Raw genomic sequence first — 24,751 nt, forward strand, 5'->3', positions numbered from 1 at the left:
TTGATTTGCCAGTATGCAGCCGCCGGATCGGTCAATTGACCGTTCCGCCCGGCGGCGAGCTGCGCTAGGAACGGCCATGCAATGGACCGAAGACGCCATCATTCTGGGAGTGCGCCGGCACGGCGAAAGCTCTGTCATTGCCGAGGTGATGACGCCGCGGCGGGGCCGGCATCTGGGGCTGGTGCGCGGCGGCCGTTCGCGCGCCCTGCAGCCGGTGCTGCAACCCGGAAATGCGGTCGAGGTCACCTGGCGCGCCCGCATCGAGGATCATCTCGGCGAGTTCCGGATCGAGCCGGTGCGCCTGCGCGCAGCAAGGCTGATGGAGACGGCAACCGCCGTCAACGGCGTGCAGGCCATGGCCGCCCTGCTGCGGCTGCTGCCCGAGCGCGATCCGCATCCGCACCTTTATGAGGCGCTGGACGTCATTCTCGACCATCTCGATGATGCCGCTGCCGCGGGCGAGCTCTTCGTGCGCTTCGAGCTGGCGCTTCTCAACGACCTCGGCTTCGGCCTCGATCTGACCGAATGTGCCGCCACCGGCATCCGCACCGACCTCGCCTTCGTCTCGCCGAAGAGCGGGCGTGCCGTCTCGCGCGCTGCCGGCCGGCCCTATGCGGACCGAATGCTGGCGCTCCCGGGCTTTCTGACCCCCGGCACCAGCACCGCCGCCGACGAGGCCTCGCTTGCCGCCGCCTTCCGCCTCACGGCCTTCTTCCTGGCCCGCCATGTCTACGAGCCGCGCGGCCTTGCCGCATCGGATGCCCGTGAAGGCTTCGTGCGCGCGGCTCTCAAGGCGCTGCGCCGCGAGACAGAGACGGACCCAACGGACCCGGACGCGGCCTGAGGAGGGCGTGCCCCCGCCATCCACGCGCGCAATACCGGCTCGATCGGCGCCGAGGGGTTGGATCAAGGCGGAAAAGGAATATGTTGTCCACGACTTGGCTGACGTGCGGGGTGGAAGGAAGCCTCTCGCCACCCCGTGGTGCCAAGGGTTTGCCTGCCCGCCTGTGGAGCCGTTCTTGCTGATTGTCGTTGCGCTCATCGCCCTTGCCGCTGCTCTGACCGCCCTGTCCCGCGTCCGGTCGCTGACCGGAGAGGTGCAGGGTCTGCGACAGGAGCTGGAGGCCTTGCGCGAGGCGCAAGGGGCGTTCCCGGCTCCGGCGGTAACGGCCTTGCCTCTCGAAGAGGAACAGGTAACGGCACCCACGGCAAGCGAGAGTGCACCGCCCGCTGCCATCACTGATGACGCGCCGGCAGACACCCCACCGCAAACGCCGCCCGGCATTGCCACGGCCGAGGGCGACATTGCCCGTCTGCCGTCGCGCCTGCGGCCGACGGACGCCGAGATTGGCGACCTCATCTTTGCCGGCATCGGCGCGCCTGCCGCGACATCCTCCGCAAATGTGGCAGCCGACCAGGAAGCCGTCGAGCGCGCCGCGCGCGGCGAGCCTTTGCGGCGCAGCGAAGCGGCCGCCCTGGATGCGCCGCAGCCGCGCGCCACGGCGACGCTTGAAAGCACGCTTGGTGCCCGCTGGGCCGTCTGGGTCGGCGGCTTCGCGCTGGCGCTCGGCGGCATCTTCATGGTCAAATATTCCATCGATGCGGGGCTGCTGAGCCCGGCCGTGCGGTTGACGCTCGCTGCGCTCTTCGGTCTCGTGCTGATGGCGGCCGGCGAGATCGTGCGCCGACGCGCCGTGCCGGCCATCGCATCCGAATACGAAAATGCCATGATCCCCGGCATCCTCACGGCCGCCGGCGCCGTCACGCTTTTTGCGGTCGCCTACGCCGCCTACGGCATGTATGGCTTCATCGGACCGGGGACGACCTTTGCGGCGCTCGCCGCCGTCTCCTTCCTGACGCTGGCGCTGTCGCTGCTGCACGGACAGGCGCTGGCCGGGCTCGGCCTTGTCGCGGCCATGGCGACGCCGCTGCTGGTCACCAGCGAACACCCCTCGGCCGCCATTCTGTTCAGCTACCTCTCCGTGACCCTCGTGGCGGCGCTCGCCGCCAGCCGCCTGCGGCGCTGGACGGTGGCCCCCGCCATCGCCAATCTCGGCATGGGCCTGTGGGCGCTCTTCTATCTCGCCGTGGCCGAGCCGGTGGACCCGCTCCTGGTCAGCCTGCCGTTGCTGCTCGTCGTCGCCGCCATGGCCTTCCTCTGGCCGGGCGCGGCTGCGGAGGAGGACATTCCCGAAGCCGCATCCTCGACCGGCCGGGCCCGCACACGCTCTGCCGGCGAAAGGCTCTTCGCTCCCGCCTTTGCCGCCGTCACGATCACGGCGACGCTCGCCGTCCTGCTCCCGGCGCTCTTCATCGCTGGCCTCGCCGAAGCCGGCGGCTTCGATGCCGGAGAGTGGCTGGCGCGCTCCGGCGCCGCTCTCGCCGCCTTTGCGGCGCTGACAACGGCCTTGGCCATGGCCGGCGCGCTTCGTCCGGGTCTTGCACCGGCAGCGCCCGCAGCACTGGTCGCTGCCATCGGCGGCATGACGGTGCTGACCTCGGCCGGCCTGTTGCAGATCGTCATGGCCGCCCTCTTTGACACCATTCCCGGCGTGGTTCTGGCGCTGGGACCTGCGCCGAAGGTCGTGATCTCCACAGGCATGGCCCTGTCGGTCGTCTTCCTCTTCATCGGCGCCCTCGTGCAGCGCCGTTTCGCCGGGAGCCGGCCGGATTTTGCCACGCTCTGGGCGGTGCTGATGGCGCTTGCGCCGGCAATCGTCACCACGCTCACCTTCGTGGCGGTCGGCGCCTTCGCCGTCGACTGGACCCACGGCCTCTTCGCGCTCGCCGCCGCCGCCGTGCTCGTCGCGGTCGCAGAGTTGCGCTCGCGCATCGGCGGCAAGGGCACGGATACGGCCGTCTTTTGGCTGATCGCCGGCAGCGCCTATCTCGTCATCCTGGCGCTGCATGCCCTGACGGATGGGCTCGCCACCACGCTCGGCCTTGCCCTTGCCGGCGCGCTCTTTGTCGCCGGTACCCGGCTGAGGGCCTGGCGGGCGCTGCCCTGGGCCATGGTCGCCGCCACGCTTTCCGTTGCCGTCCGTATCGCCATCGAGCCCACCATCGTCGGGCCGGAACACCTCTCCACGACACCGGTCTTCAACCCGTTGCTGGCCGGCTACGGCATTCCCGCCCTGCTGCTGATGCTGGCCGCCTTCGAGCTGCGCCGCTGGCCGGATCTGCGTGCCATGCAGGTCATCCAGGCGCTCGCCAGCCTCTTCGTGCTGCTCACCATCGCCATCCTTGTGCGCCATGCCTTGTCCGGCGGCGTGCTCGACAGCCGCGCCCCGACACTCGGCGAACAGTCGATCTATACGCTGCTCGCCATCGGCGCATCGGCCGTCTTCCTGCGGCTCGACCTCAAGGCGCCGAGCCCGGTGTTCCGCATCGGCGGCATGCTGGTCGGCGTGCTCTCCATGCTCGGCGTCCTCTCGGCTCACCTCTTCGCGCTCAATCCCTATTTCACGGGCGAGCGCCTTGGCAGCCTGCCGGTTCTCGACCTGCTCTTCATCGGCTACCTCCTGCCGGCGGCGGGCTATGTGTTCCTCGCCCGCGAGGCGCGGGGCCGTCGGCCGCAGCCCTATGTTGCCGCGCTCGCCGTCACTGGCGGCGTGCTGGCCTTCACCTGGGCGACGCTCACGGTGCGCCGTTTCTGGCAGGGCGAAACCATCGCCGACTGGAAAGGCATCCTCGAAGGCGAGATGTACACCTATTCGCTCGTCTGGCTGCTGCTCGGCGTGCTCCTGCTGCTCGCCGGGATCAAGTGGCGCTCGCGTGCCGTACGCATCGCCTCTGCCGTCCTCGTCTTCCTCTCGGTCGCCAAGGTCTTCCTGTTCGACATGGCCCAGCTTGAAGGCTTCCTCCGGGCCCTGTCCTTCATCGGCCTCGGCGTCGTGCTGATCGGCATCGGCCTCTTCTACCAGCGGATTCTCTCGCGTATGTCGGATGAGCAACCCGCCGCCCTGCCGGCCGATTCGGCTGAGGAACAGAAGAATGCAGATGCCTGATCCGCGCCTGAAGGCGCTCGCCGCCGCCTTCGCGCCGGAACATGAGCTGGCCGCCCAGCTTCTCCCGCTCGTCATCGTCAGCGATGATGGATCGCACGATGCCGCCCATCTCATCCGCGTGTGGAAGAATGTGCTGCGCATCCGGCGCGGGGAGGGCGGCAATGTGCGTGTGCTTGCCGCCGCGACCCTCCTGCATGATTGCGTGGCGGTGGAGAAGAATGCGCCGAACCGCGCCGATGCCTCGCGCCTTGCCGCCGAGCGCGCCTATGAGGTCCTCGATCAGCTTGGCTGGCGCAGTTCGGACATGATGGCGGTGGCCCATGCCGTCCTCGCCCACAGCTTTTCCGCCGGCATCCCGCCCGAAACGCTGGAAGCGAAGATCCTGCAGGATGCCGACCGGCTGGATGCGCTCGGCATGGTCGGCGCCGCCCGCTGCTTCTACATTGCCGGCCGTTTCGGCAGCGGTCTTTATGATCCGCTTGATCCCATGGCCCGCGCCCGTCCGCTGGACGACAAGGCCTTCGCGCTCGATCATTTCGAAACCAAGCTCTTCAAGCTGGCGGACGGCTTCCAGACCGGCACGGGCCGCAAGCTGGCGCAGGAACGCCACGAGCGCCTCGGCCTTATCCGCGAGCTGCTGCTCGACGAAATCTGATGCCGGATCAGCCGCTTGGCGGCTTTTACGGAATCGGAATGCCATGCTGTTGAATCCGTTTGTGAGGAGCGCGCGATGAAGGTCCAGGGTCTCAACATTCATCCGCTGAAAAGCGCCCGTGCCATCCCGCTCGACAGCGTCGACTGCCGCCTCGACGGCTTTACCTATGACCGCCGCTTCCTGTTGACCGAACCGGACGGCGCCGCCATCACCCAGCGCGAGCTCCAGACGCTGGCGCAGGTCACCGCAACGCCGGTGCCGAGCGGCGTCCATCTGACCCTTGCCGAAAAGAGCCTGACGGCGCTGTTCGAACCCGCGCGCCGCCGTTCGGTCTCCGTCTGGGGAACAGCGATCGACGCGGCGCTCGCCACCGATGCCGCCAACGAAACACTCTCTGGCTGGTTCGGGCGCCCGGTCTTGCTCGCCCATATGGATGCCTTGGCGCGGCGCGGCGTGAACGATCCCGGCGCGGGGCCCCAGGCCGCTGTCGGCTTTGCCGACGAGTACCCGATCCTCGTGACCACCACCGCGTCGCTCGCCGACCTCAATGCCACGCTGACGCAGAAGGGCCAGCCGCCGGTCGGCATGGATCGCTTCCGCACCAACATTCTCATCGAGAACGACACGCCCTGGGACGAGGATGTCTGGGAAGCAATCGAGATCGGCGGTTTGCGCTTCGATCTCCTCAAGCCCTGCACGCGCTGCATCATGACCACGCAGGACCAGATGACCGGCGAGCGCACCGGCGGAAATCCCATCGAGGGCCTTGCCGTCAAGCGCATGTCTGCCGACCGCCGGGTGCCCGGCGTGCTCTTCGGCTGGAATGCCGTGGTGCGCGGCGAGGGGCGCCTTGCCGTCGGCGACAGCGTCACCGTGCTCTCCCGTCGCGCGGAACGCTGGCCAATGAAGGTCCGCGCCTGATCGACCTGCCGGTTCTTCCATCGACAACCGCGATGGAAGGGCAGGGAATCGATCAATCGGCGTGAACTCTCGCTCAATTTATTTGGTTTTATCGGAGCGTCGGTCGCCGCTATCCTTGGCGCCAGGGAATTCCGGCGCGACGACCATGCGGGCCGCACCCGCCCGTCGGAGATTCGCCATGTCGCTTTCATCCCCCGCCAGCCGCCCGCTTGCCGGCAATCCCGCCGCTTTGCCCTGGCTTATCATTGCCGCCGGCTCCGTCGTTGCCCTGCTGACCTTTGGGCCGCGCTCGGCCATGGGCTTCTTCCAACTTCCCCTGCTGCAGGAGACCGGCTGGGATCGCACCACCTTCGGCCTTGCCATGGCGATCCAGAATCTGTGCTGGGGCCTCGGCCAGCCCGTCTTCGGCGCGATCGCCGACCGGTTCGGCACCTGGCGCGTGCTGCTGCTGGCCGGTGTGCTCTATGCCAGCGGCCTCGCGTTGATGTCGGTCGGCGAGGCGCCCGTGACGCTTTATATCGGCGGCGGGGTGCTGGTGGGCCTTGGGGTCGGCGCCGGATCCTTCGGCATCGTGCTCTCGGCATTTGCTCGCAACGTGGCGCCCGAGCGCCGCTCTTTTGCCTTCGGCATCGGCACGGCGGCGGGGTCGGCCGGCATGTTTCTCTTCGCTCCGCTCTCGCAGGCGCTCATATCCGCCTATGGCTGGTCGGACAGCCTTCTGGTGCTCGCCGCCCTCATGTTGCTCGTGCCCATCGTCGCGATACCGCTCCGGGGCAATGCCGGTTCCGGCAGCCAGAAACAGGCGGTCTACAAGCAGTCGATTGCCGAGGCGCTCAAGGAGGCCTTCGGCCACAAGAGCTATCTCCTGCTCGTGTCCGGCTTCTTCGTCTGCGGCTATCAGGTCGCCTTCATCACCGCGCATTTCCCGGCCTATATTCGCGACATCGGCATCGACGCGCGCTATGCCGTGATGGCGCTTGCGCTGATCGGCTTTTTCAACATCATCGGCTCGCTCAGCGCGGGCATCATCGGCCAGCGCTACTCCAAGCCCTATTTCCTGTCGCTGATCTATATCGGTCGCTCCATCGCCGTCTCGGCCTTCCTGCTCCTGCCGCAGACGCCGACCTCCGTCATCGTCTTCGCCATCGTCATGGGCCTCCTGTGGCTCTCCACCGTGCCGCCGACCAACGGCCTTGTCGCCATCATGTTCGGCACCGGCCATCTCGGCCTGCTGGGCGGCATCGTCTTTTTGTCACACCAGGTCGGCTCGTTCCTTGGCGTGTGGATGGGCGGCTATCTCTACGATCATTTCGGTTCCTACGACCCCGTCTGGTGGATCGGCGTGGGCCTCGGCCTCTTCGCCGCGCTCGTCCACTGGCCGATCGAAGAACGCGCCGTTGCCCGTCCCGTGGCGGCCTGACGCACACGGCCTGCTGCCGGACGGCGCGAGCCCATCGTCGTCCGGCAAGATTTCGCAGTCTTGAATTCCGTCACAAAAGCTTCTAAATCCATGCCGCCGGCCAAGCCGGTTTTGTTTTTGACCTTCTTTTGCTCATTTTGAGCATAAAGGTTTCGAGGAGGGGTGCCATGAACATCAATGTCGGCCAGATCGCGCCTGCAAAGCCCGCTGAAGGCAGCGCCGCTGCCCGTTTCGGCATTCTGCAGCGCCCCGACCTCTCCTTCACGCCGGAGATCGCCCGCGAAACGGCGCCGCTCTACGAAAAGGTGAAAGACTTCATCCCCGCCTTCGAATGGCCCGTCTATGCGCCCTATGTTCACGCCATCAACCGGCTGAAGAAGGAGCGCAACGCCGTCATCCTCGCCCACAATTACCAGACGCCCGACATCTTCCACTGCGTCGCGGATATTGCCGGCGATTCGCTGCAGCTTGCCCGTGACGCGACCAAGGTGGATGCCGAGATCATCATCCAGTGCGGCGTGCATTTCATGGCGGAGACCTCGAAGCTCCTCAACCCGGAAAAGACCGTGCTGATCCCCGACGGCAAGGCCGGCTGCTCGCTATCGGAGTCGATCACCGGCGCGGATGTGCGCCTGCTGAAGCAGCGTTATCCCGGCGTTCCCGTCGTCACCTACGTCAACACCTCCGCCGACGTGAAGGCGGAGACCGACATCTGCTGCACCTCCGCCAACGTGCTCTCGGTCGTCGAAAGCCTGGAGAGCGACACGGTGCTCTGCATCCCCGACGAATATCTCGCCCTCAACGTCGCACGCCAGACGAAGAAAAAGATCCTGACCTGGAAGGGCCATTGCGAGGTGCACGAGCGCTTTACCGCCGAAGAACTGCTGGCCTACAAGGCAGCCCATCCCGGGCTCGAGATCATTGGCCACCCCGAATGCCACCCGGACGTTATCGCCGTCTGCGATTTTGCCGGCTCGACCTCGGGCATGATCAATTATGTGCGCGACCACCGCCCCAACCGTGTGCTGCTCGTCACCGAATGTTCGATGGCCTCCAACATTCAGGCGGAACTGCCCGATGTCGATTTCGTCAAGCCCTGCAACCTCTGCCCGCACATGAAGCGCATCACCCTGCCGAAGATCCTCGACAGCCTGCTCTTCATGACCGAGGAAGTGACCATCGATCCCGCCATCGCCGAGCGCGCCCGCGGGTCGGTGGAGCGGATGATCAACCTGAAGGTTTGAGCGCCAAAGGCCGGTGCCGCGTCGTCAGGCGCGAGGCGCCGGCAACGGTCCGGGGAGAGGGCCGGGGAAGGAAAGACCAATGCTCACTGACAATTTCCGGCCGCAGAGTTTCAACGGCGTCGATGACATCGTCATCGTCGGCGGTGGTCTCGCGGGCCTGTTCTGCGCGCTGAAGCTCGCGCCGCGGCCGGTGACCGTGCTGGCTGCCGCGCCGATCGGGTTTGGCACCTCCTCCGCCTGGGCACAGGGCGGCATCGCGGCTGCGATGGGGCCGGGCGATACGGTCGAGAAGCACGTTGCCGATACGATCGCGGCCGGTGCCGGCATTGTCGACGAAAAGGTCACGCGCCTCATGGTCTCCGAGGCCGCCGATCGCATCCATGATCTTTTAGGCTATGGCGTTCCCTTCGACCGTGATCTGGAAGGCAAGCTGATCCTCTCGCGCGAGGCGGCCCATTCCGAGCGCCGCATCGTGCGCGTCAAGGGCGACATGGCCGGCAAGGCCATCATGGAGGCGCTGATCGCCTCGGTGCGCGCGACGCCCTCGATCCGCGTTCTGGAAGGTTATGTGGTCGAGGAACTGATCCGCGAGGGCCGCTTCATCGCCGGTGTCGTCGCCCGTCCGGATGCCGGCCAGTCGAAGAAGCGTGCCATCTTTCCGGCCCGCGCCGTGGTTCTGTGCTCGGGCGGCGTCGGGCACCTCTATTCCGTCACCACCAACCCCTGGGAAGCCTGCGGCCAGGGGGTGGGCATGGCGGCGCGCATCGGCGCCATCGTGGCCGATCCCGAATTCGTGCAGTTCCACCCGACCGCCCTCGATATCGGCCGCGATCCGGCGCCGCTCGCCACCGAAGCCCTGCGCGGCGAGGGGGCGACGCTGGTGGACAGGAATGGCCACCGCTTCATGCCGGATATCCACCCCGATGCCGAGCTCGCCCCCCGCGACATCGTCTCGCGCGGCGTTTTCGCCGCGATCGAGGCCGGGAAGGGCGCCTTCCTCGATTGCACGCAGGCGCTCGGCGAGCGCTTCCCCGAGGCCTTCCCGACCGTCTATGCCTCCTGCATCGGCGCCGGGATCGACCCGGTGACCCAGCCCATCCCCGTCGCGCCGGCCGTGCATTACCATATGGGCGGCGTCCTGACGGATGCGGAAGGCCGCACCTCCATTGACGGCCTCTGGGCCGCCGGCGAAGTCGCCTCCACCGGCGTGCACGGCGCCAATCGCCTCGCTTCGAACTCGCTGCTCGAAGCCGTCGTTTTCGCCGCGCGCATTGCCGAGAGCATCAAGGGCAGCATGCCCGCCGCCAAGCTCGTCGGCTGGGGCAACACCGAGGGCGAAAGCGACGATCCCGTGACGCTCGCCGACAGCCCGCAACTGAAGGCCCTGCGCCGCCTGATGACCGATACTGTCGGCGTCGTGAGGAGCGGGGAGGGTCTCTCTCTTGCCATCCGGCGCATCGCGGAGCTGGAGCGCGAGAACACCCGCTTGCGCTTCACCAACATCGTCACGACGGCCAAGCTCATCGCCGCCGCCGCCTGGGCGCGCAGCGAAAGCCGCGGCGGCCACTATCGTTCGGATCATCCGGTTGCCGATCCCGCCTTCCGGCACCGCACCTACATGACGCTGGACGAGGCGAACGGCATCATTGCCGAACGTGCCGAAACCGCTGCCGCCTGAGGAACCCTCCATGTCCGCCCATCCCGCATCCCTCCCGCCTTTTCTGCCGGCCCTGCTGGTGGAGGCGCAGGTCCGCGCCGCCCTCCAGGAAGATCTCGGCCGCGCCGGCGATATCACCACCGCGGCAACGATCGGGCCGGACAAGCACGCGACGGCTGAACTCAACGCACGCGACGCCGGCGTCGTTGCCGGCCTTGTCCCGGCCGGGCTTGCTTTCCGCCTCGTCGATCCCGACCTCGTCTTCGAGCCGCTGGTGGAGGAGGGCGCGCGCGTTGCCGCCGGAACGCCCGTTGCACGCGTCTCGGGCCCGGCCCGCGGCCTCTTGTCGGGCGAGCGCGTGGCGCTGAACTATCTCATGCACCTCTCGGGCGTCGCCACCTACACGGCCCGTTTTGCCGATGCCATCGCCCACACCCATGCCCGCGTCACCTGCACCCGCAAGACGCTGCCGGGCCTCAGGGCGCTCGAAAAATACGCCGTCCGCCTCGGCGGCGGCTCCAGCCACCGCTACGGACTGGATGATGCCGTGCTCATCAAGGACAATCACATTGCCGTCTGCGGCAGCGTCGCCGGTGCCGTCATGGCCGCGCGCGCCTATTGCGGCCATCTGGTCCGTGTCGAGGTCGAGGTGGACAGCCTCGACCAGATGCGCGAGGCGCTGACCGCCGCGCCGGATGTCATTCTTCTCGACAATATGGGCGCGGACAGGCTGGCGGAGGCCGTCGCCATCAACCGCGCCGACAGCGGCCTGACGGAGGAGGCCTACCGGCACGATGTCCGACGCACGCAGCTCGAGGCCTCCGGCAATGTGACGATCGCGACCATCGCCGCATTGGCCGAATCAGGCGTCGATTACATCTCGACTTCGAAGATCACCATGGCCGCACCGACGCTGGATATCGGGCTGGATATCACCATCAGCTGAGCCCTGGTGCGACCGGCTTTCCAATCCCCCAGACGCTCGCGGAAGCGAGACGTTAACTGGCGCGCGCTACATCTGTTCGGCACGAGTGAGCAACCGCCGTTGCAGCCGAAAGCGGTGACGCCGGAAGCAGGGCCCGTCGCGATGAAATCCGGTCTCATCCGTGCGGGCGGTGTGGAGCGTGGCATGGCGGCAGACGAATCGTCGGTAACAGAGGGTGGCGCCGGCATTCCGGCGGGTAAGCCCGCTGGCCTGCGCGCGCTCGCGCTCTTCCTGCTCGTGGCCGCTGTTTTCATGGCGCTGTATGTCATGATCGTCGGTGGCAACGCTGTCGACGTCGATGACCGGCTGCGTGCGGTGCAGATCCACCAGCTCCTTCAGGGAAAGGGCTGGTATGATCTGACCCTGTCCGGCATCGCCATGCCCGAACCCTATGTGTCGCCGTGGTCACGGCTGGTCGATGCGCCCTATGTGGCGATCGCCGGGCTTCTGTCGTGGGCAATCCCGCGGGAGGACGCGCTGCATCTCGCCTTCCTCGTCTTTCCGCCTTTTCTCTTGCTGGTCTTCGCAGCCCTTGCCGTGGCGACCATGGTTCGTCTGGCGCCTCAGCGCCTGCCGCTGAGTCTGCCCGGCGTTTTGTTCGCCGCGCTGGTCATGAACCGCGCGCTGTTCGAATTCATGCCCCTGCGCATCGATCATCACGGCATGCAACTGTTGGCGCTCGCTGCCCTGGCTTTCGGAACCATGCTCTGGTCCTCGCGCGGTGCGATGCTGATGGCCGGCGCCGTCGTTCTGTCCGTGACAGTGGGCCTCGAAGGCCTGCCAATCATAGCCGTGCTCTGGGCTGGCGTCGCATTGGCCTGGGTCTTCCACCAGCCGGGTGCTGATCGCGTCTTTCTGACCTTTTCGCTCAGCCTCACCGTGCTCGCGCCGCTCGTCACGCTCCTCGTTGCAGGACCGCGCGGGCTCACCACCGTTGAGACGGATATTTTTTCGGCGCCCTATGTCACGCTCTTCACCGTCTTCGCCTTTCTGTCTGTGGTCGCGGCAAAGGCGATGAGCGCCAGCAGGGGAGTCGCAGGCCGCCTTGCAGCGCTTGCGTTTGCTGGCGTCGTTTCGATCGCGATCGTCCTGTCGACCATGCCGGCAGTTCTCACCGGCCCCTTTGCGATGATCGACTCCGTCTCCCGCAGCCTCTGGCTGAACCGGATTCCGCAGGAAAATTCGATCCTTCTTCTCGTCGCCATCGGCCAGTGGCCGCGCCTGATCCCCCTTGCGATCGAGGCTTCCCTGATCGTCTTTGCGGCGGCGACGTGTCTCTCGAAGGTGCGCAGCGGGCGGGTCGCGCCTCTCCTCGTCCTGGCCATGGGCATTGCGGCCTTTTGCTGCAATCTGGTCGCGTTTCGCTTTCTGCCCTTTCCGGCCATGCTGCTCTCGCTTTTCCTGCCGGGTCTTTTGACGCGCCTTCTCGCAGCAACAGCGGGCCGCCGCAGACAACTGGCTGCCGCCACCCTGCTGACGGCCACCGGTTCGGCAGGCCTCCTTTTCGCGACTGCAAAGCTGCTTCCCCTCGACCGTAGTGCCATGACCTTGCAGGGGCCGGATTATCTGACGCTCGACACCTGTTCGCCCGCCGACAAAGCCGCCTTCGCCAGCCTTCCGGCGGGTCGTTACCTCAGCACGCCGCCGGTCAGTCTCAAGATGTTGGAGGGCGCTCCCTCCGGTGCTGTCGCCAGCGCCCTGCATTTCCATCGGGGCGCACCGGCAATGCGCCGCCTGTTCGATGCCCTCTATTTCCAGGAACCTGCCGCGCGCCGTGCGGCGCTGGCACCCTTCGACTATGTGGTGTTGTGTGCCTATCCGCCGGCGCGGATTGCCGCCTACGAGGGTCCGCCGTCCTCGGCCTTCGCATCCCTGATCGCAGGGCGCCCGGTGCCGGGCCTGGAACCCGTTCTCCTGCCGCTGCCGGCAGCACAGGATACTTCCCTGCGCCTCTACCGCATCGATCACGACCGTCTGTGACACGAGAGATCAGCGATCGCATCCGACGTGATGGACCTGTCGATGACCTTCGGTAGGCACAGTGCTTTATCGTCAGCCTGTCCGTTGCCGGAAAGCGGCGCCCCGTCAACCGCAGCACACGTGAAGACTGAGGCTCACCGACCGCCGAGCTTCAGTCCCGCAGACGGGCGTTCGGCGAGAACCTGGCGGCGGAAGCGGAAGAGTGCGGCGGGGCGTCCGCCGGTCGCGACCGCCATCTCGCCGGTCGGTTCCACAAGCTGGTTGGCCTCCACGAGCCGGCGGAAATTCTGCTTGTGCAGATGCCGGCCGGAAATGGCCTCCACCGTCGTCTGCAAAGCCGTCAGTGTGAAATCCGGCGGCATGAGTTCGAAGATGACAGGACGGTATTTGATCTTGCCGCGCAGCCGCGCGACGGCGGTGGCGAAGATGCGGCGATGGTCGTGCCGCATGGTCTGGCCAAGCGCGACCTCCGGCCGCTCCGCCACATGGCCGTCCTCGGCGGCCTCTGCGACAAGCCCGGCTTCGTAGAGCAACTCATAGCGCTCCAGCACGCGCTCCTCGTCCCAGGGCAGGTCGCTCGTGCCGAAAGCAAGGCGCACGCGGGCGGTTCGGGCCGCCGCGCGCTCGCCGGTTCCGACCTCTTTCTCCCAGCGCGACAAACCCGGCAGGATGATCTCGTCAATGAGCTTCGGCCGGCCCTGCCGCCAGTCCTCCCAGGGAAGGTAGCGATACCAGTCGCGAAAGGCCGCACCCTGCTCGGTCAGCCGACCGCTGTCTTCGGCATCGGTGCGCGTCAGGGCGAGATAGCCGACGGAGACCATGTGCTTGGCCCTTTCGCCCGGCAGGCGGTGCCGTCCCCGGTCGCCGAAGGTGTAGAGCTGCTCGATATAACCGAGCGCCAGCGCCGTCTGGCGCTCCACGCTGTCGCGCAGGCTCGTCTCGAAGGTCCGGTGCCGGCCGGGATCGAAGGGGCCGAAGGGCAGGCCGTCGCGTTGCAGCGCCCCTTCCGCGCCGACGACGAGAATAAGCGGCGAAGCACCGGTCACGGCAACGATTGCCGCGTTCAGCCCGATCTCGACGGTCTCTGCCGTCATGCGGCTTGCCCGGTGTCGGGGAAGGGGGAAAAGACGAAGGGCGCATTGCCGTCCGCATCCGCCCCGCGCCCGATGGCCTTCACGGCCTTGACGAGCCGGCCGCCACGCCCGAGGGCGGCATCGCCAAGCTCGACCAGCCGCGCATTCGGCGTGGCGAAGGGCGATGCGGCGCGAAGCCGAGCCGCCAGCGCCATCTCGTCCTGCTCCGGCGCCACCGTCAGCGCTGCGATCAGCGCCGCGGCGGGCGAGCGCGACACGCCCATCCAGCAATGCACCAAAAGCGGCGTCTCCCGGCTCCAGCGGCCGGTAAAATCGATGATCCGTTCGACATGGAGAGCATCGGGCGCGATCAGGCCCGGCTCGTTCTTTGCGGCAAAGCTGATGTCGTTCATGTCGATGGTCAGGTGCCGGTCGGCGGCAATCACGCCCGGCCGGTGAAAGTCCTGCCCCTTGGCCAGCAGGCTCAGCATGTCCCGCGCCCCGTGCCGGACGGCCATTTCCGCGATGCGGGCAAGCGGCGCAACGACGATCATCGGCATGCTAGGTCCTCCCGGCGGCGCGGCGCTCGGCCTCGATGGCATCGAACCGTGCCTGGAAGCGTGCCTGCGCTTCATGGGCGGGAACCGGGTCGAGGAACAGCATCTCGCGGGTAATGCCGCGCGGCAGGCCGAAGAACTTCTTTGCTTCCTCGTTCGAAAAGCCGGCGAGCAGCGTGGCCTCGAAATAGGCCGAGGTGCGGTCGGCCTTCTTGATCTTCGCCTTCAGCGTCTCGGGCGGGGAGGGCGGCAGGCCGAAACGCAGGTGCACCGCGCTCTCAAGCCGTTTCTCGACGGTCTTGTAGCCGCCGCCGACGATGGCCTTGAAGGGCGAGATCATGTCGCCGATGACATATTCGGGCGCATCATGCAGCAGGGCGATCAGGCATTCGTCCGGCCCGCATTTGTTCTGGCGGCGGAAGATCTCCTCGACGCACAGGCTGTGCTGCGCGACGGAAAACGCATGATCGCCAAAGGTCTGTCCGTTCCAGCGGGCCACGCGCGCCAGACCATGGGCAATGTCGGAGACTTCGATGTCGAGCGGAGAAGGATCGAGGAGGTCGAGACGCCGGCCGGATAACATGCGCTGCCAGGCCCGCGCCGTGAACGGCGCCTCCATCACGATGCGTCCGTCCCGGCCGAATCGGGGGCAGGGAACGAAAGACCCGTCCAGGCCGGCAGGCTGACGGTGACGGGCACGTCGCCCGCCAGAACCGGCAGGCCGTCCGCCACCGCCTCGGCAACCTTGTCGATGCGCAGGATGGCGAGGGCGCTCTGCCCCGCCACGGTGCCAAGCGTGCCGAGCGGCTTGCCGCCCGCCGTCACAGGCGTTCCCGTGTCCGGCAGCGGCGCTTCGCCGGAGACAATCACCACCCGCCGACGCGCGGTCGAGCGGTGCTGCATGCGCGAGACGACCTCCTGGCCGACATAGCATCCCTTGCGGAAGGAAAGCCCGCCATTGCGGTCGAGCAGCACATCGTGCGGGAAAGCGTCGGAGAGCGCATAGTCCCGGCCTGCCCGCGCAATGCCGGCCTTGATGTGCAGCGCATCGAGCGCCTCGCCATCCTCGATGATGCTGGCGTGGTCCTCGATCGCTTCGGCGGAGGAACCATAGGCGCGCCAGAGGGTAACACCGGCACGGCGGAACCGTCCGTCGGTCACCGCGCCCTGCGGCGCCGGCACATCCTCGCCCAGCACCACCGGGGTCGGTTCCGGCAGGGACAGCGTCACGGCGGCGCGCAGCTTGTAGAGGGTCAGCCGTTTGGCGAGCGCCTCCGCTTCGCTGGTCGCGACATCGATCGACAAGCCCTCGCCGGTGCGGAAAAGGACGAAGTCGAAAAGGATCTTGCCCTGCGGGGTCAAAAGCGCCCCCGCCTCGGCGACACCCGGCTCCAGTCCATCCACATCCGTGGTGACGAGGCCGTGCAGAAAGCCGGTGGCATCGGCGCCGTGGATGGTGATGACGGAACGGTCGGGGAGGGAAAAGAGCGGCATGGCAAAACCTTCGAGCGTTATCCCGAACAGGTAGGATCATTGCGCTCGTCCCGCAAGACGAAAGCGCGGCGGGTTGAAAGCACGACGGCCCGGAAATCGGTTTGATCTCCGGGCCGTCGCCATCATGTCAGTCTCGCTGCCAGCAGCCGGCAGCGCCCGCCTCAGGCCGCGTAGCGGCTCGTGCCCGAGCGAGTAGAAGCGGTGCCGTTGTCAACCGCCGACGCGAGTTGGAACTGCGCCGTCAATTCGCGAAGGCGCGCGCTTTCCACAGCCAGCGAAGCGCCGGCCGCATTGGTCTTCTCCACCATGGCGGCGTTCTGCTACGTCACCTGGTCATCTGGTTGACGGCCGTGTTGACCTCTGCAAGGCCGGTCGACTGTTCGCGCGAGGACGTGGCAATGGCATCCATGTGCTGGTTTAAGGTGACGATGAAGGCTTCGATGGTCTTCAGCGCCACGCCAGTCTGCTCCACGAGAGCAACGCCGCTCTCACTTCGACCGAGGAGTTGCGGATGAGATCCTTGATCTCCTTGGCCGCCATCCGTGCGGTTCGACGCGACCCCCGTTGCGCCCACTGGCCCCCACCAAGGACCGACACGATGCAGTAGATCGTCACTTTAGTAGGAATGACTGTAGGAAGTTAATTTTTGATTGCGTGAAAACTCACCTGGACGAATCGCTTGCGCCGCCGTTACTTGCGCGAGCGAACATCGAATCTTCGGTGAAAGCCATAAAATATCAATGGTTTGAAGACTGTCAGGAGACAGGCCGCATCGCTCCTGCCTCGAGAGCATTTCACGGGCCGAAAATGACAAATGCCGAGGAGCAGGTTGTATTTCGCCTCTGAAGCATTCAAGGCATGGGTCTGACGGGGCCGCCGGCATGGCGCCGGTCTGCTCGTCAGTCCCCGGTCAGGAAAAACTTCCACTGGCCGTCGGGGCCAATGCCGAGCCGGTAGAAATTATAGCCGCCGACTTCCTGCATTTCTGCCATGTCGCCCGCGGTAACGATCCGCAACAGATCGACGATCTCCGGCTTGGTGAGGGTGTCGATCGGCCTCAACGCGACGTAGGGCCAGACATAGACGGTCTCGTTGGTATCCTTGTCGATCAGCGCTGCGCCCGTCGAGAGAATGTCGAGCATGATGGCCAGCACTTCCGCGCCCTGCTGATCCCCGGAAAGACCCTTCAGTGTGGCGATCGGATCGGCAGGATCGCCTTCGTAGGAAGAGACCTGGGTTGCGGTGCCGCCCTTGCCGAGCAGGGGACGCAGTTTCTCGATGTCGCCGGTCAGCGCCGCATCCATGATCAACTGGCGCATGCGCCGCACGGGCTCGGGCAGTTGCGCGGGATCTTGGATGATCTCGATCGCCGGCGTGGCCGCCTCTTCGCCAGCCGGTACGGTGGCGTCCGGCGTCGTCTCACCCGGCACGGACAGATCTCGCTTGTCGATCATCGCATCCGGCATGGGAATCGGCGCGCGATCATCCGGCGGCGCGACATCGGTCTTGCCGGGACGCGCGCCGACGGTCTGATTGCTGTCGATGCTGGACTGGTTGAGCGCGAGCACAGGCGTCGCCATAAGTGCGGTGCTCGCCACGATCCCCGCTATCACCCCTGCGCGCACCGCAGCGCCAACGCCGAGCTGATGCCGCGCTGCGGCTCGAATCAATGCAGGAGCGGTTTTTTCGACAAGCGGTGGTCGTAAAGCATGGGCCATGGAGTGTCGGCCGCACGCTGCGGCCCCATCGTGATTGGAAGGGCGAAAGGCCGTCATGCGGCCGGTCCGCAGCGCGCGCGGGCTTACTGCAGCGTACGGGCGGGCGAAAACTCCCCGGCCAGCATCCGTTCGCGCAAGGATTCGAGCATGGCTTCGGCGCCGTCCTCGCCCTGCAGGCGGATTGTCTCGCGCATCGCAAAGGCAATCGCGGCATCCGCGATGATTTCCGGCTCGATACCATCGGCCATGCCGTCGGCCCAGGCCTCGGTCTGATGTTCGAGGGCCGCCTGCATCTTCTCGTGGACGATCATGTCGTCGATATCGTTGAGGCTCGGTTCCATCACACGTTCCATGCGGCTTGTACGCTTCATTCTGCCCTGCTTTACGCAACTCGTGTGCACCGCACCGAAACCCGAGGGCAACGGGATCCCGATTGCGCCATGGCCGGCTGTGTGCCCGCCCGGTGCCACTTCCTGATCATTTCGTTAACAAGCTTAGCAGCCTTTTACCGAAACGACACGGGGTCGTGGCGAAAGAGGTTAATTTCCTGCTAATTTCCAAAACGGGCGGTAATTTCTGTGGCGAGTGTTGCGCCTTCGGCACGGTAGCGCTGCTCGGCCAGCGAGGCGGCCGGCGTGCAGCTTCGGTGCACTGCAGCAAAGCTGCGATACCCGCGGTTGAATGCGGCCGTCAGCCGGGCCTTGCGCTGCGGCTCCGCACCGGCGTCGGCATCGATCAGCGTCTGGAACGCGCTGCGCCAGTTGCCGCCATCTTCCGTCTTGCAGAGCGTTCTCAGATAGTCGACCGCGCCCACCACCTCGGCAAAGCGCAGGAGGCGCTTGTCGTAGGGCGCTTCTTTTTCGATCGGCGGCGCGGCCGCCTCCGCCTGTGGCGTCGTCGTTGCGTCTGTCGCCGGCTTGCGCGTTTGAGCCTGCGCCGGATCGCAGGGCAGGGCGGTCAGCAAGGCGAGGCCGAGCACCAGCCTGCACAGATGACGAATCGCTGCGTGACGCGGCAGAACGCACCCTTTCCGCCCGCTCGTCGTCATCGGCCCGTCTCCGCATCCAGTCGTCTCAGGCACTCGTACACGCTCTCGGGTGCATTCAGCCGCAGTGCCTCCTCGATGGTGAACCAACCCATCTCCGCCGCATCGTCGGCAGCTGCCGCCGCGGCAAAGCTCGTTTCGTCTGCCCGCACCGTGAAGACGGAGAGGAAGAAGCCGCCGACCGGTCCGTTCGGCCCCGCCGGTGCGGCAAGCTCGTAGGTGGCAAACAGCACCGGCTCCGTGGCACGGATCCCGGTTTCCTCGGCAAGCTCGCGGATCGCTGTCTCCGCCGCCGTCTCGCCCGGTTCACCCCGCCCGCCCGGAAAGGCATACATGTCGGCCGAGGGCGGATTGGCGCGGCGCACCAGCAGATAGCGTCCGTCCTTCTCGACGATGGCCGAGGAGGCGGGCTTGAAGCGCAGGCGCGGAAGAGGAGGAGATTCGCGTGTCATGTTGACCGACCTTACGGCAGATGCGATGGCATTGTCATGTGCGGACGTTTCGCCCTGACGGCAACACCGGAAGAATTGCTGGAAATGTTCGGCCTCATCGAGGCCGGGGACTTTCCGCCGCGTTTCAACATTGCCCCCACCCAGCCCATCCTCATCATCGTGGCGGGAGAGCAGGGGCCGCCCGGCAGCAACCTGCCGCGCCGCCGCGCCCAGCTGGTGCGCTGGGGTTTCACCCCGTCTTGGGTCAAGGACCCTCGTGATTTTCCGCTGCTGATCAATGCGCGGGCTGAAACGGCAGCCGAAAAGGCGTCCTTCCGCGCCGCCATGCGGCATCGCCGCATCCTCGTTCCCGCCTCCGGCTTCTACGAATGGCACCGTCCGCCCAAGGAGAGCGGTGAAAAATCGCAGGCCTACTGGATTCGCCCGAAGGCCGGCGGCATCGTCGCCTTCGCCGGCCTCATGGAAACCTGGGCCTCGGCCGATGGCTCCGAGGTCGATACCGCGGCGATCCTCACCACGGCCGCCACCGGCGTGATCGCCGGCATCCACGACCGCACGCCTATCGTCATTCAGCCCGAAGATTTCGAGCGCTGGCTGGACTGCCGCGCCGGCGAGCCGCGCCATGTCTCCGACCTCCTTGTCGCCCCGCCGCAGGACCTCTTCGAGGCCATCGCCGTCTCCGACCGGGTCAACAAGGTCGCCAATACCGGCCCCGATCTGCAACTGCCTCTGGCGGACGCACCGGCCCCGCCGACCGCCAAGCCGGCGCGTCCGAAAAAGGCGCGATCGGATTCCGGGAGCGCAGGCGGGGGACAGATGTCCTTGTTCTAGAGCATTTCCGATGAAAACGGGAGCACCTGAAATGCTCTATCTATTTGTTTTTACGCAGTCCGGACGCAAAACCGCTAACGCACTTTTGCTGGACGTGCTCTAGGTCAAACCCCAATCCGGAGAGCACCGATCCGGATTGGGGTTTGACCCTGAAGTCGATGAGCATGGAATCGCGAACTGCGCAATGCGAAAGGCCCCGCGCGCTTGCCCGGGGCCGTTCTGAAAGCTTTGAAAAAAGTGAGTGCGGAGTGGTCGGCCACGCGTGCCGCAGCCGTCCCGCTGGCCGGCTATCAGGCCGGGCGCTTGACTGGCTTTGCCTTGGCCTGGAGGGCTGCTGCAAGCACGGCCTTCAGGCCGACCGGGCGATACTGGCTGATCAGGTCGGACAGCGGCTTCTTGGCCTGCTTTGCGGCATCTGCGGTGGTCACGGCGGGGCTCCCTTGTGTTTTCCCTGGAGGTTGCAATCTGATGCCTCTCATAGGCGGAATCATGTCCGAATATGGGCAATTAAAACGAATAATATGCCCAATTTCTTACCATTGGAAAGTAACGGATCGCCCGCACGCGATAGCTTGCGTGAGGGTGCGTTGCAGCATTCAAGGTTGCATCTGCGTTGCTGCGCTGCGTCATGCCCCGTCCACGCGCGCGACGCCCCTTGACCCCCGTCAGTCGAAGCGCGATAAGACGTGCCATGAAAACCGCCGCCTGCCTTTGCCGGAACATTATTCGCTAGTTCGTGCTGGCCTGGCCGTTTTCGTCTCCTGACATCCCCAGATGACAAACGACCGGGCTGCCGGACGCTCCGTCCTTGGCATTTTCGTTCTGGGAGATTGCGTGCAATGGCCGACCAGCCGGTGCTGACCTTTTACAATACGCTGACGCGCGCCAAGGTGCCGTTTCAGCCGCTCGATCCGCAAAATGTCAGGATGTATGTCTGCGGCCCGACGGTCTACGACTTCGCCCATATCGGCAACGCGCGCCCCGTCATCGTCTTCGACGTGCTGTTCCGCCTGCTTGCCCATGTCTATGGCGCCGGCCACGTGACCTATGTGCGCAACATCACCGACGTCGACGACAAGATCAACGCGAGGGCGCTGCGCGACTTCGGCGCCGAGATCGAGGCCGGCCGGCTGACGCTCAACGAGGCGATTCGCCGCGTCACGGAAAAGACCGCCGACCAGTTCCACGCTGATGTCGCAGCGCTGGGCACCCTGCCGCCGAGCCACGAGCCGCGCGCCACCGAACACATTGCCGGCATGATCGTCATCATCGAGAAGCTGATCGCCAATGGCCGTGCCTACACTGCCGGCGGCGAGGTGCTGTTCGACACGTCCTGGGCCGAGTATGGCGCGCTTTCCAAGCGCAACCTCGAGGATCAGCAGGCCGGCGCCCGCATTGCGGTGGATGCCCACAAGAAGCATCCGGGCGACTTCGTGCTCTGGAAACTGTCCTCGCCCGAAGAGCCCGGCTGGGAGAGCCCCTGGGGCCGCGGCCGCCCGGGCTGGCACATCGAATGCTCCGCCATGTCGGCCGCCTTCCTCGGAGAGACCTTCGACATCCACGGCGGCGGCCTCGACCTCATCTTCCCGCACCATGAAAACGAGATTGCCCAGTCGCGCTGCGCCCACGGCACCAAGGTCATGGCGAATGTCTGGATGCACAACGGCTTCGTGCAGGTCGAGGGCCGCAAGATGTCGAAGTCCGACGGCAACTTCGTCACCATCCACGACCTCCTCCACACCGAAACCTTCGGCGGCCGCAAATGGCCGGGCGAAGTGCTGCGCCTTGCCATGCTGATGACGCACTATCGCGAGCCGATCGACTTCAGCGTGAAGCGGCTGGAGGAGGCGGAGCGGCTCATCGCCAAATGGCCCGCAGGAGACGATGGCGCCGGCGAGGCGACCGTCGATCCTGTGGTGCTCGCCGCCCTTTTCGACGACCTCAATACGGTCGCCGCCGTGCAGGCGCTCCATGCACTGGCCGCCCGCGCAGCAAACGACAGTCATGCGCTGGCCAGCTTTCACGCGACCGCAGCGCTGCTCGGTATCAGGCGGGAAAAGGCCGATGTTTCCGAGGGCTTGCAGGCCGAGATTGAATCGATCGTCGAACAGCGCCTTGGCTTTCTGAAGGCAAAGAACTTCGCCGAGGCCGATCGCCTGCGCGATGACCTGCTGGCCCGCGGCGTCCAACTGAAGGACGGCAAGGACCCGGCAACCGGCGAGCGCGTGACGATCTGGGAGGTCAAGAGGTGAGGGTGGCCAACCGCAATGGTATGCTGACCTGGAGTGCGAATTGAACCTGAGGCACGAGGGATGACGGATGGTCTCTTCTCCCCTCGGGGAGAAGATGCCGGCAGGCAGATGAGGGTGGCCGAGCCTCGTCGTGAGACACGATTGTCGCCATCGCCATCAAGGCCTATGCTGAAGGCCTATGCCGTTCAAACAAGGAGGCGCTGATGAGTGCCAGACCGAAGGATGCGACGGAGAACACCCCGGAAAGGGCCGTGAAGCTGTTTCGCAACGGCCGAAATCAGGCCGTTCGGATTCCCGTTGAGTTTGAACTTCCGGGCCATGAAGCCATCATGCGAAAAGAAGGTGATCGGCTCATCATAGAACCTGCAAGGGCCGAGCCCGCCAATCTCTTTGAATGGCTCCAGAGTCTCGAGCCTCTCGATGAGGAGGTTCCCGACCTCGATGAGCACGCGCCGCCCCCGCGGGAGTTCAATCTGTGAGCTCCGCGGTTTACATGCTCGATACCAATGTCCTTTCGGACGCGATCCGCAATCCCTATGGGCGGTCGCTGGCTTACATGCAAAAGTTCGCGCGCCAGGCAATCTGCACCAGCGCAATCGTCGCGTCCGAAATGCGCCACGGCGTGGCCAAGAAGAATGCGTCGAAGCTGTCCGCGCGTGTTGAGGACCTGCTGGGCTGGATCGATGTGCGCCCCTTTGATGATGCGGCGTCGCGCGCCTATGGTCATCTGCGCAGTTCTCTGGAGCGGCAGGGCAAGGTCATTGGCTGGGGCGATCTGTTCATCGCCGCCCATGCCCTCGCTCTCGGGATGACGCTCGTGACCGCAAACACGCGGGAATTCGCGCGCGTCGACGGTCTTGCGATCGAAAACTGGCTGGAGCCCGCCCCATGAGCGCCCCCACCACCCACACCCACCACACCGGCGGCTGCCAGTGCGGCGCCATCCGCTACCGCGTCGAGGGCGGGCTTGGCGATGCGTCCGTGTGCCATTGCCGCATGTGCCAGAAGGCGTCCGGCGGCTTCTATATGCCGCTGGTCTCGCTCGGCACGGCGCGCCTCACCTGGACGCGCGGGCACATCCGTCATTTCCAGTCGTCCAATGCGGCGCGGCGCGGTTTCTGTGGGGATTGCGGAACGCCGCTCACCTATGAGGCGCCGGATGGCGTGGCGCTGGCGATCGGCACCTTCGACGATCCCGGTGATCTCAAACCCGGCATCCAGTGGGGCGTGGAGGCGAAGCTGCCTTACGTGGACGAGGTGCCGGCTCTGCCGCAGCAAGAGACGTCGGCGGATGAGGGTGCCGCCGCCTTCCTTGCAACGCTCGTCTCCTACCAGCATCCCGATCACGACACGGACGACTGGACCCCGAAGATCGAAGAGGCGCGCGAGCACTGGCGCCCGAAGGAGCAAGGCGTATGAGCGACACTGAGGCCCAGACCCTGTCCGGCGGCTGCCAGTGCGGCGCGGTGCGTTTTCGCGCCGGCCATCTCGGCCGTCCCTCCATCTGCCATTGCCGGATGTGCCAGAAGCATTTCGGGTCCTTCTTCGGCGCCTTCGTCACGGCCGATCGCGCGCATCTGGAATGGACGCGCGGCCAGCCGACGCTGTGGCGCTCCTCCGACCAGTGCCTGCGCGGCTTCTGCAACCGCTGCGGAACGCCGCTGACCTATCATCACCCCGGCGGCGTCGAACTGACCATCGGCGCCTTCGATCATCCCGAAAAGCTGGAGCCGGCCATCCAGGTCAATCACGACAAGCGCCTGCCGTGGATCGACCGCCTCTTCGAAAAGCCCGTGCTGCAAAGCGCGGAAGCGGAGGCCTTCTTCGCCTCGATCATCTCGCACCAGCATCCCGACCACGACACGAGCGTCTGGCCGCCGGAGGATGATGGCACGGCCGCGCCGCGCCGCCGCCATGGCCGGCACGGCTCGGGCGAAGGAGTGGAGGGATGAGCTACCAGCGCCTCTACACCGGCGGCTGCCAGTGCGGCGCGGTGCGCTACCGCATCGAGGGCGAACTTGTCGATCCGCATCTGTGCCACTGCCGCATGTGCCAGAAGGCGACCGGAAACTACTTCATGCCCGTCGCCACGGTGGCGCGGGAAAAGCTGGAGCTGACCCGCGGCAACCCCGCCTGGTTTGCCTCTTCGGCTGTTGCGCGGCGCGGCTTTTGCGCAGCCTGCGGCACGCCGCTCTTCTACGACATGCCGGGCGAGGCGATCATCGGCATCGTGCTCGGCGCGCTGGATGCGCCCGACGATGTCAGGCCCGTGCGCCAGTCCGGCATGGAATCGCGCGTCATCTGGTTCAATCGCCTCGCGACGCTTCCGGCCGAAGACAGCAATGCCGACAGCGCCGACCCCGATGCACGCCGCGGCGCGATCTTCGAAAGCAATCGCCAGCATCCCGACTACGAGACGGACCACTGGTCCCTCCCGCCGTCTCCCAGAAAATCGTGAAA

Annotated in this window: 25 protein-coding genes and 1 pseudogene; 16 read left to right on the forward strand and 10 right to left on the reverse strand. The window is 66.0% G+C overall.

The genetic code is table 11. The annotated features are described in order from the left end of the window. Nucleotides 1-76: 76 nt before the first annotated feature. The 9 genes from recO to F3H41_RS00145 all read left to right on the forward strand — a co-directional run bounded on the left by recO (nucleotide 77) and on the right by F3H41_RS00145 (nucleotide 12,869). Nucleotides 77-844, forward strand: a complete 768-nt coding sequence (recO, locus tag F3H41_RS00105) for a DNA repair protein RecO (protein WP_149736570.1) — start codon at nucleotides 77-79, stop codon at nucleotides 842-844. A 175-nt stretch (nucleotides 845-1,019) separates the two neighbouring features. Beyond that, entirely contained in the window at nucleotides 1,020-4,007 is a 2,988-nt protein-coding gene (locus F3H41_RS00110; protein WP_149736571.1) for a DUF2339 domain-containing protein, read from the forward strand. After that, nucleotides 4,000-4,662 (forward strand): HD domain-containing protein, encoded by a 663-nt coding sequence (locus F3H41_RS00115; protein WP_149736572.1) that lies wholly within the window; start codon nucleotides 4,000-4,002, stop codon nucleotides 4,660-4,662. The genes F3H41_RS00110 and F3H41_RS00115 overlap by 8 nt, the downstream gene beginning before the upstream one ends. A gap of 75 nt (nucleotides 4,663-4,737) precedes the next feature. Continuing rightward, nucleotides 4,738-5,583: an MOSC domain-containing protein gene (locus F3H41_RS00120; protein ID WP_149736573.1), complete on the forward strand. Its 846-nt coding sequence runs from the start codon at nucleotides 4,738-4,740 to the stop codon at nucleotides 5,581-5,583. A gap of 178 nt (nucleotides 5,584-5,761) precedes the next feature. After that, on the forward strand, nucleotides 5,762-7,003 hold the full coding sequence (locus F3H41_RS00125; RefSeq protein WP_149736574.1) for an MFS transporter: 1,242 nt from the start codon (nucleotides 5,762-5,764) through the stop codon (nucleotides 7,001-7,003). Between the two features lie 167 nt (nucleotides 7,004-7,170). Further along, on the forward strand, nucleotides 7,171-8,247 hold the full coding sequence (gene nadA / locus F3H41_RS00130; RefSeq protein ID WP_149736575.1) for a quinolinate synthase NadA: 1,077 nt from the start codon (nucleotides 7,171-7,173) through the stop codon (nucleotides 8,245-8,247). Nucleotides 8,248-8,326: 79 nt separating this feature from the next. Continuing rightward, nucleotides 8,327-9,925, forward strand: coding sequence for an L-aspartate oxidase (locus F3H41_RS00135; RefSeq protein WP_149736576.1), 1,599 nt, complete (start codon nucleotides 8,327-8,329; stop codon nucleotides 9,923-9,925). 10 nt (nucleotides 9,926-9,935) lie between these two features. After that, nucleotides 9,936-10,850 carry a carboxylating nicotinate-nucleotide diphosphorylase gene (gene nadC, locus F3H41_RS00140; protein WP_149736577.1) on the forward strand — a complete coding sequence of 305 codons (915 nt, stop codon included), beginning with the start codon at nucleotides 9,936-9,938 and terminating at the stop codon, nucleotides 10,848-10,850. 183 nt (nucleotides 10,851-11,033) lie between these two features. Next, on the forward strand, nucleotides 11,034-12,869 hold the full coding sequence (locus tag F3H41_RS00145) for a hypothetical protein (RefSeq protein WP_149736578.1): 1,836 nt from the start codon (nucleotides 11,034-11,036) through the stop codon (nucleotides 12,867-12,869). Between the two features lie 134 nt (nucleotides 12,870-13,003). Here the strand turns inward: F3H41_RS00145 and F3H41_RS00150 are convergent, their stop codons facing one another. From F3H41_RS00150 to F3H41_RS00190, 9 genes and pseudogenes are all read right to left on the reverse strand, one after another. After that, on the reverse strand, nucleotides 13,004-13,963 hold the full coding sequence (locus F3H41_RS00150; RefSeq protein ID WP_149736579.1) for an NAD regulator: 960 nt from the start codon (nucleotides 13,961-13,963) through the stop codon (nucleotides 13,004-13,006). Continuing rightward, nucleotides 13,960-14,502 carry a tyrosine phosphatase family protein gene (locus tag F3H41_RS00155; RefSeq protein ID WP_149736580.1) on the reverse strand — a complete coding sequence of 181 codons (543 nt, stop codon included), beginning with the start codon at nucleotides 14,500-14,502 and terminating at the stop codon, nucleotides 13,960-13,962. Before F3H41_RS00155 ends, F3H41_RS00150 begins: the two co-directional genes overlap by 4 nt. Nucleotide 14,503: 1 nt before the next feature. Beyond that, nucleotides 14,504-15,118: an HD family hydrolase gene (locus F3H41_RS00160; protein WP_149736581.1), complete on the reverse strand. Its 615-nt coding sequence runs from the start codon at nucleotides 15,116-15,118 to the stop codon at nucleotides 14,504-14,506. Continuing rightward, nucleotides 15,118-15,993 carry a folate-binding protein YgfZ gene (locus F3H41_RS00165; RefSeq protein ID WP_149736582.1) on the reverse strand — a complete coding sequence of 292 codons (876 nt, stop codon included), beginning with the start codon at nucleotides 15,991-15,993 and terminating at the stop codon, nucleotides 15,118-15,120. The genes F3H41_RS00160 and F3H41_RS00165 overlap by 1 nt, the downstream gene beginning before the upstream one ends. 161 nt (nucleotides 15,994-16,154) lie before the next feature. Continuing rightward, a pseudogene (locus F3H41_RS00170) lies at nucleotides 16,155-16,551 on the reverse strand (methyl-accepting chemotaxis protein); the annotation flags it as partial. Between the two features lie 341 nt (nucleotides 16,552-16,892). Beyond that, a complete protein-coding gene (locus F3H41_RS00175) occupies nucleotides 16,893-17,573 on the reverse strand; it encodes a hypothetical protein (RefSeq protein WP_244616108.1) in 681 nt (226 codons plus the stop codon). Nucleotides 17,574-17,794: 221 nt separating this feature from the next. After that, nucleotides 17,795-18,064, reverse strand: coding sequence for a hypothetical protein (locus F3H41_RS00180; protein ID WP_149738144.1), 270 nt, complete (start codon nucleotides 18,062-18,064; stop codon nucleotides 17,795-17,797). A 197-nt stretch (nucleotides 18,065-18,261) separates the two neighbouring features. After that, nucleotides 18,262-18,759: a TIGR02301 family protein gene (locus tag F3H41_RS00185; RefSeq protein WP_149736583.1), complete on the reverse strand. Its 498-nt coding sequence runs from the start codon at nucleotides 18,757-18,759 to the stop codon at nucleotides 18,262-18,264. Beyond that, nucleotides 18,756-19,208 carry an NUDIX domain-containing protein gene (locus F3H41_RS00190; RefSeq protein WP_149736584.1) on the reverse strand — a complete coding sequence of 151 codons (453 nt, stop codon included), beginning with the start codon at nucleotides 19,206-19,208 and terminating at the stop codon, nucleotides 18,756-18,758. Before F3H41_RS00190 ends, F3H41_RS00185 begins: the two co-directional genes overlap by 4 nt. A gap of 36 nt (nucleotides 19,209-19,244) precedes the next feature. Here F3H41_RS00190 and F3H41_RS00195 point away from each other — a divergent pair, with 36 nt between their 5' ends. Further along, entirely contained in the window at nucleotides 19,245-20,039 is a 795-nt protein-coding gene (locus F3H41_RS00195) for an SOS response-associated peptidase (protein ID WP_149736585.1), read from the forward strand. Nucleotides 20,040-20,329: 290 nt separating this feature from the next. Here the strand turns inward: F3H41_RS00195 and F3H41_RS21145 are convergent, their stop codons facing one another. After that, complete coding sequence (locus tag F3H41_RS21145) at nucleotides 20,330-20,467, reverse strand: hypothetical protein (RefSeq protein ID WP_188129301.1); 138 nt, start codon at nucleotides 20,465-20,467, stop codon at nucleotides 20,330-20,332. Nucleotides 20,468-20,878: 411 nt separating this feature from the next. On the opposite strand from F3H41_RS21145, the gene cysS reads away from it, so the two are divergent. The 6 genes from cysS (at nucleotide 20,879) to F3H41_RS00225 (ending at nucleotide 24,749) form a co-directional block, all read left to right on the forward strand. After that, a complete protein-coding gene (cysS, locus tag F3H41_RS00200) occupies nucleotides 20,879-22,291 on the forward strand; it encodes a cysteine--tRNA ligase (RefSeq protein WP_149736586.1) in 1,413 nt (470 codons plus the stop codon). A gap of 203 nt (nucleotides 22,292-22,494) precedes the next feature. Continuing rightward, the gene (locus tag F3H41_RS00205) at nucleotides 22,495-22,770 is read left to right on the forward strand and encodes an AbrB/MazE/SpoVT family DNA-binding domain-containing protein (protein WP_149736587.1); all 276 of its coding nucleotides are present in this window, start codon (nucleotides 22,495-22,497) and stop codon (nucleotides 22,768-22,770) included. 14 nt (nucleotides 22,771-22,784) lie between these two features. Further along, a complete protein-coding gene (locus F3H41_RS00210) occupies nucleotides 22,785-23,183 on the forward strand; it encodes a type II toxin-antitoxin system VapC family toxin (RefSeq protein ID WP_149736588.1) in 399 nt (132 codons plus the stop codon). Beyond that, nucleotides 23,180-23,710: a GFA family protein gene (locus F3H41_RS00215; protein WP_149736589.1), complete on the forward strand. Its 531-nt coding sequence runs from the start codon at nucleotides 23,180-23,182 to the stop codon at nucleotides 23,708-23,710. The genes F3H41_RS00210 and F3H41_RS00215 overlap by 4 nt, the downstream gene beginning before the upstream one ends. Beyond that, a complete protein-coding gene (locus F3H41_RS00220; protein ID WP_149736590.1) occupies nucleotides 23,707-24,243 on the forward strand; it encodes a GFA family protein in 537 nt (178 codons plus the stop codon). Before F3H41_RS00215 ends, F3H41_RS00220 begins: the two co-directional genes overlap by 4 nt. Next, nucleotides 24,240-24,749, forward strand: coding sequence for a GFA family protein (locus F3H41_RS00225; RefSeq protein WP_149736591.1), 510 nt, complete (start codon nucleotides 24,240-24,242; stop codon nucleotides 24,747-24,749). The genes F3H41_RS00220 and F3H41_RS00225 overlap by 4 nt, the downstream gene beginning before the upstream one ends. Nucleotides 24,750-24,751: the final 2 nt, after the last annotated feature.

Source organism: Rhizobium sp. RU20A (assembly GCF_900155885.1).
Classification (GTDB): domain Bacteria; phylum Pseudomonadota; class Alphaproteobacteria; order Rhizobiales; family Rhizobiaceae; genus RU20A.

Excerpts from the sequence above, each read along its gene's own strand:
- F3H41_RS00195 (WP_149736585.1), top strand. The coding sequence starts at position 19,245 with ATGTGCGGACGTTTCGCCCTGACGGCAACACCGGAAGAATTGCTGGAA.
- F3H41_RS00135 (WP_149736576.1), top strand. The coding sequence starts at position 8,327 with ATGCTCACTGACAATTTCCGGCCGCAGAGTTTCAACGGCGTCGATGAC.
- F3H41_RS00215 (WP_149736589.1), top strand. The coding sequence starts at position 23,180 with ATGAGCGCCCCCACCACCCACACCCACCACACCGGCGGCTGCCAGTGC.
- F3H41_RS00160 (WP_149736581.1), bottom strand. The coding sequence starts at position 15,118 with ATGGAGGCGCCGTTCACGGCGCGGGCCTGGCAGCGCATGTTATCCGGC.
- F3H41_RS00120 (WP_149736573.1), top strand. The coding sequence starts at position 4,738 with ATGAAGGTCCAGGGTCTCAACATTCATCCGCTGAAAAGCGCCCGTGCC.
- F3H41_RS00115 (WP_149736572.1), top strand. The coding sequence starts at position 4,000 with ATGCCTGATCCGCGCCTGAAGGCGCTCGCCGCCGCCTTCGCGCCGGAA.
- F3H41_RS00220 (WP_149736590.1), top strand. The coding sequence starts at position 23,707 with ATGAGCGACACTGAGGCCCAGACCCTGTCCGGCGGCTGCCAGTGCGGC.
- cysS (WP_149736586.1), top strand. The coding sequence starts at position 20,879 with ATGGCCGACCAGCCGGTGCTGACCTTTTACAATACGCTGACGCGCGCC.
- F3H41_RS00125 (WP_149736574.1), top strand. The coding sequence starts at position 5,762 with ATGTCGCTTTCATCCCCCGCCAGCCGCCCGCTTGCCGGCAATCCCGCC.
- F3H41_RS00150 (WP_149736579.1), bottom strand. The coding sequence starts at position 13,963 with ATGACGGCAGAGACCGTCGAGATCGGGCTGAACGCGGCAATCGTTGCC.
- F3H41_RS00185 (WP_149736583.1), bottom strand. The coding sequence starts at position 18,759 with ATGACGACGAGCGGGCGGAAAGGGTGCGTTCTGCCGCGTCACGCAGCG.
- F3H41_RS00180 (WP_149738144.1), bottom strand. The coding sequence starts at position 18,064 with ATGGAACGTGTGATGGAACCGAGCCTCAACGATATCGACGACATGATC.
- recO (WP_149736570.1), top strand. The coding sequence starts at position 77 with ATGCAATGGACCGAAGACGCCATCATTCTGGGAGTGCGCCGGCACGGC.
- F3H41_RS00225 (WP_149736591.1), top strand. The coding sequence starts at position 24,240 with ATGAGCTACCAGCGCCTCTACACCGGCGGCTGCCAGTGCGGCGCGGTG.
- F3H41_RS00145 (WP_149736578.1), top strand. The coding sequence starts at position 11,034 with ATGGCGGCAGACGAATCGTCGGTAACAGAGGGTGGCGCCGGCATTCCG.
- F3H41_RS00190 (WP_149736584.1), bottom strand. The coding sequence starts at position 19,208 with ATGACACGCGAATCTCCTCCTCTTCCGCGCCTGCGCTTCAAGCCCGCC.
- F3H41_RS00155 (WP_149736580.1), bottom strand. The coding sequence starts at position 14,502 with ATGCCGATGATCGTCGTTGCGCCGCTTGCCCGCATCGCGGAAATGGCC.
- nadC (WP_149736577.1), top strand. The coding sequence starts at position 9,936 with ATGTCCGCCCATCCCGCATCCCTCCCGCCTTTTCTGCCGGCCCTGCTG.
- nadA (WP_149736575.1), top strand. The coding sequence starts at position 7,171 with ATGAACATCAATGTCGGCCAGATCGCGCCTGCAAAGCCCGCTGAAGGC.
- F3H41_RS00205 (WP_149736587.1), top strand. The coding sequence starts at position 22,495 with ATGAGTGCCAGACCGAAGGATGCGACGGAGAACACCCCGGAAAGGGCC.
- F3H41_RS00175 (WP_244616108.1), bottom strand. The coding sequence starts at position 17,573 with ATGGCGACGCCTGTGCTCGCGCTCAACCAGTCCAGCATCGACAGCAAT.
- F3H41_RS00165 (WP_149736582.1), bottom strand. The coding sequence starts at position 15,993 with ATGCCGCTCTTTTCCCTCCCCGACCGTTCCGTCATCACCATCCACGGC.
- F3H41_RS00210 (WP_149736588.1), top strand. The coding sequence starts at position 22,785 with ATGCTCGATACCAATGTCCTTTCGGACGCGATCCGCAATCCCTATGGG.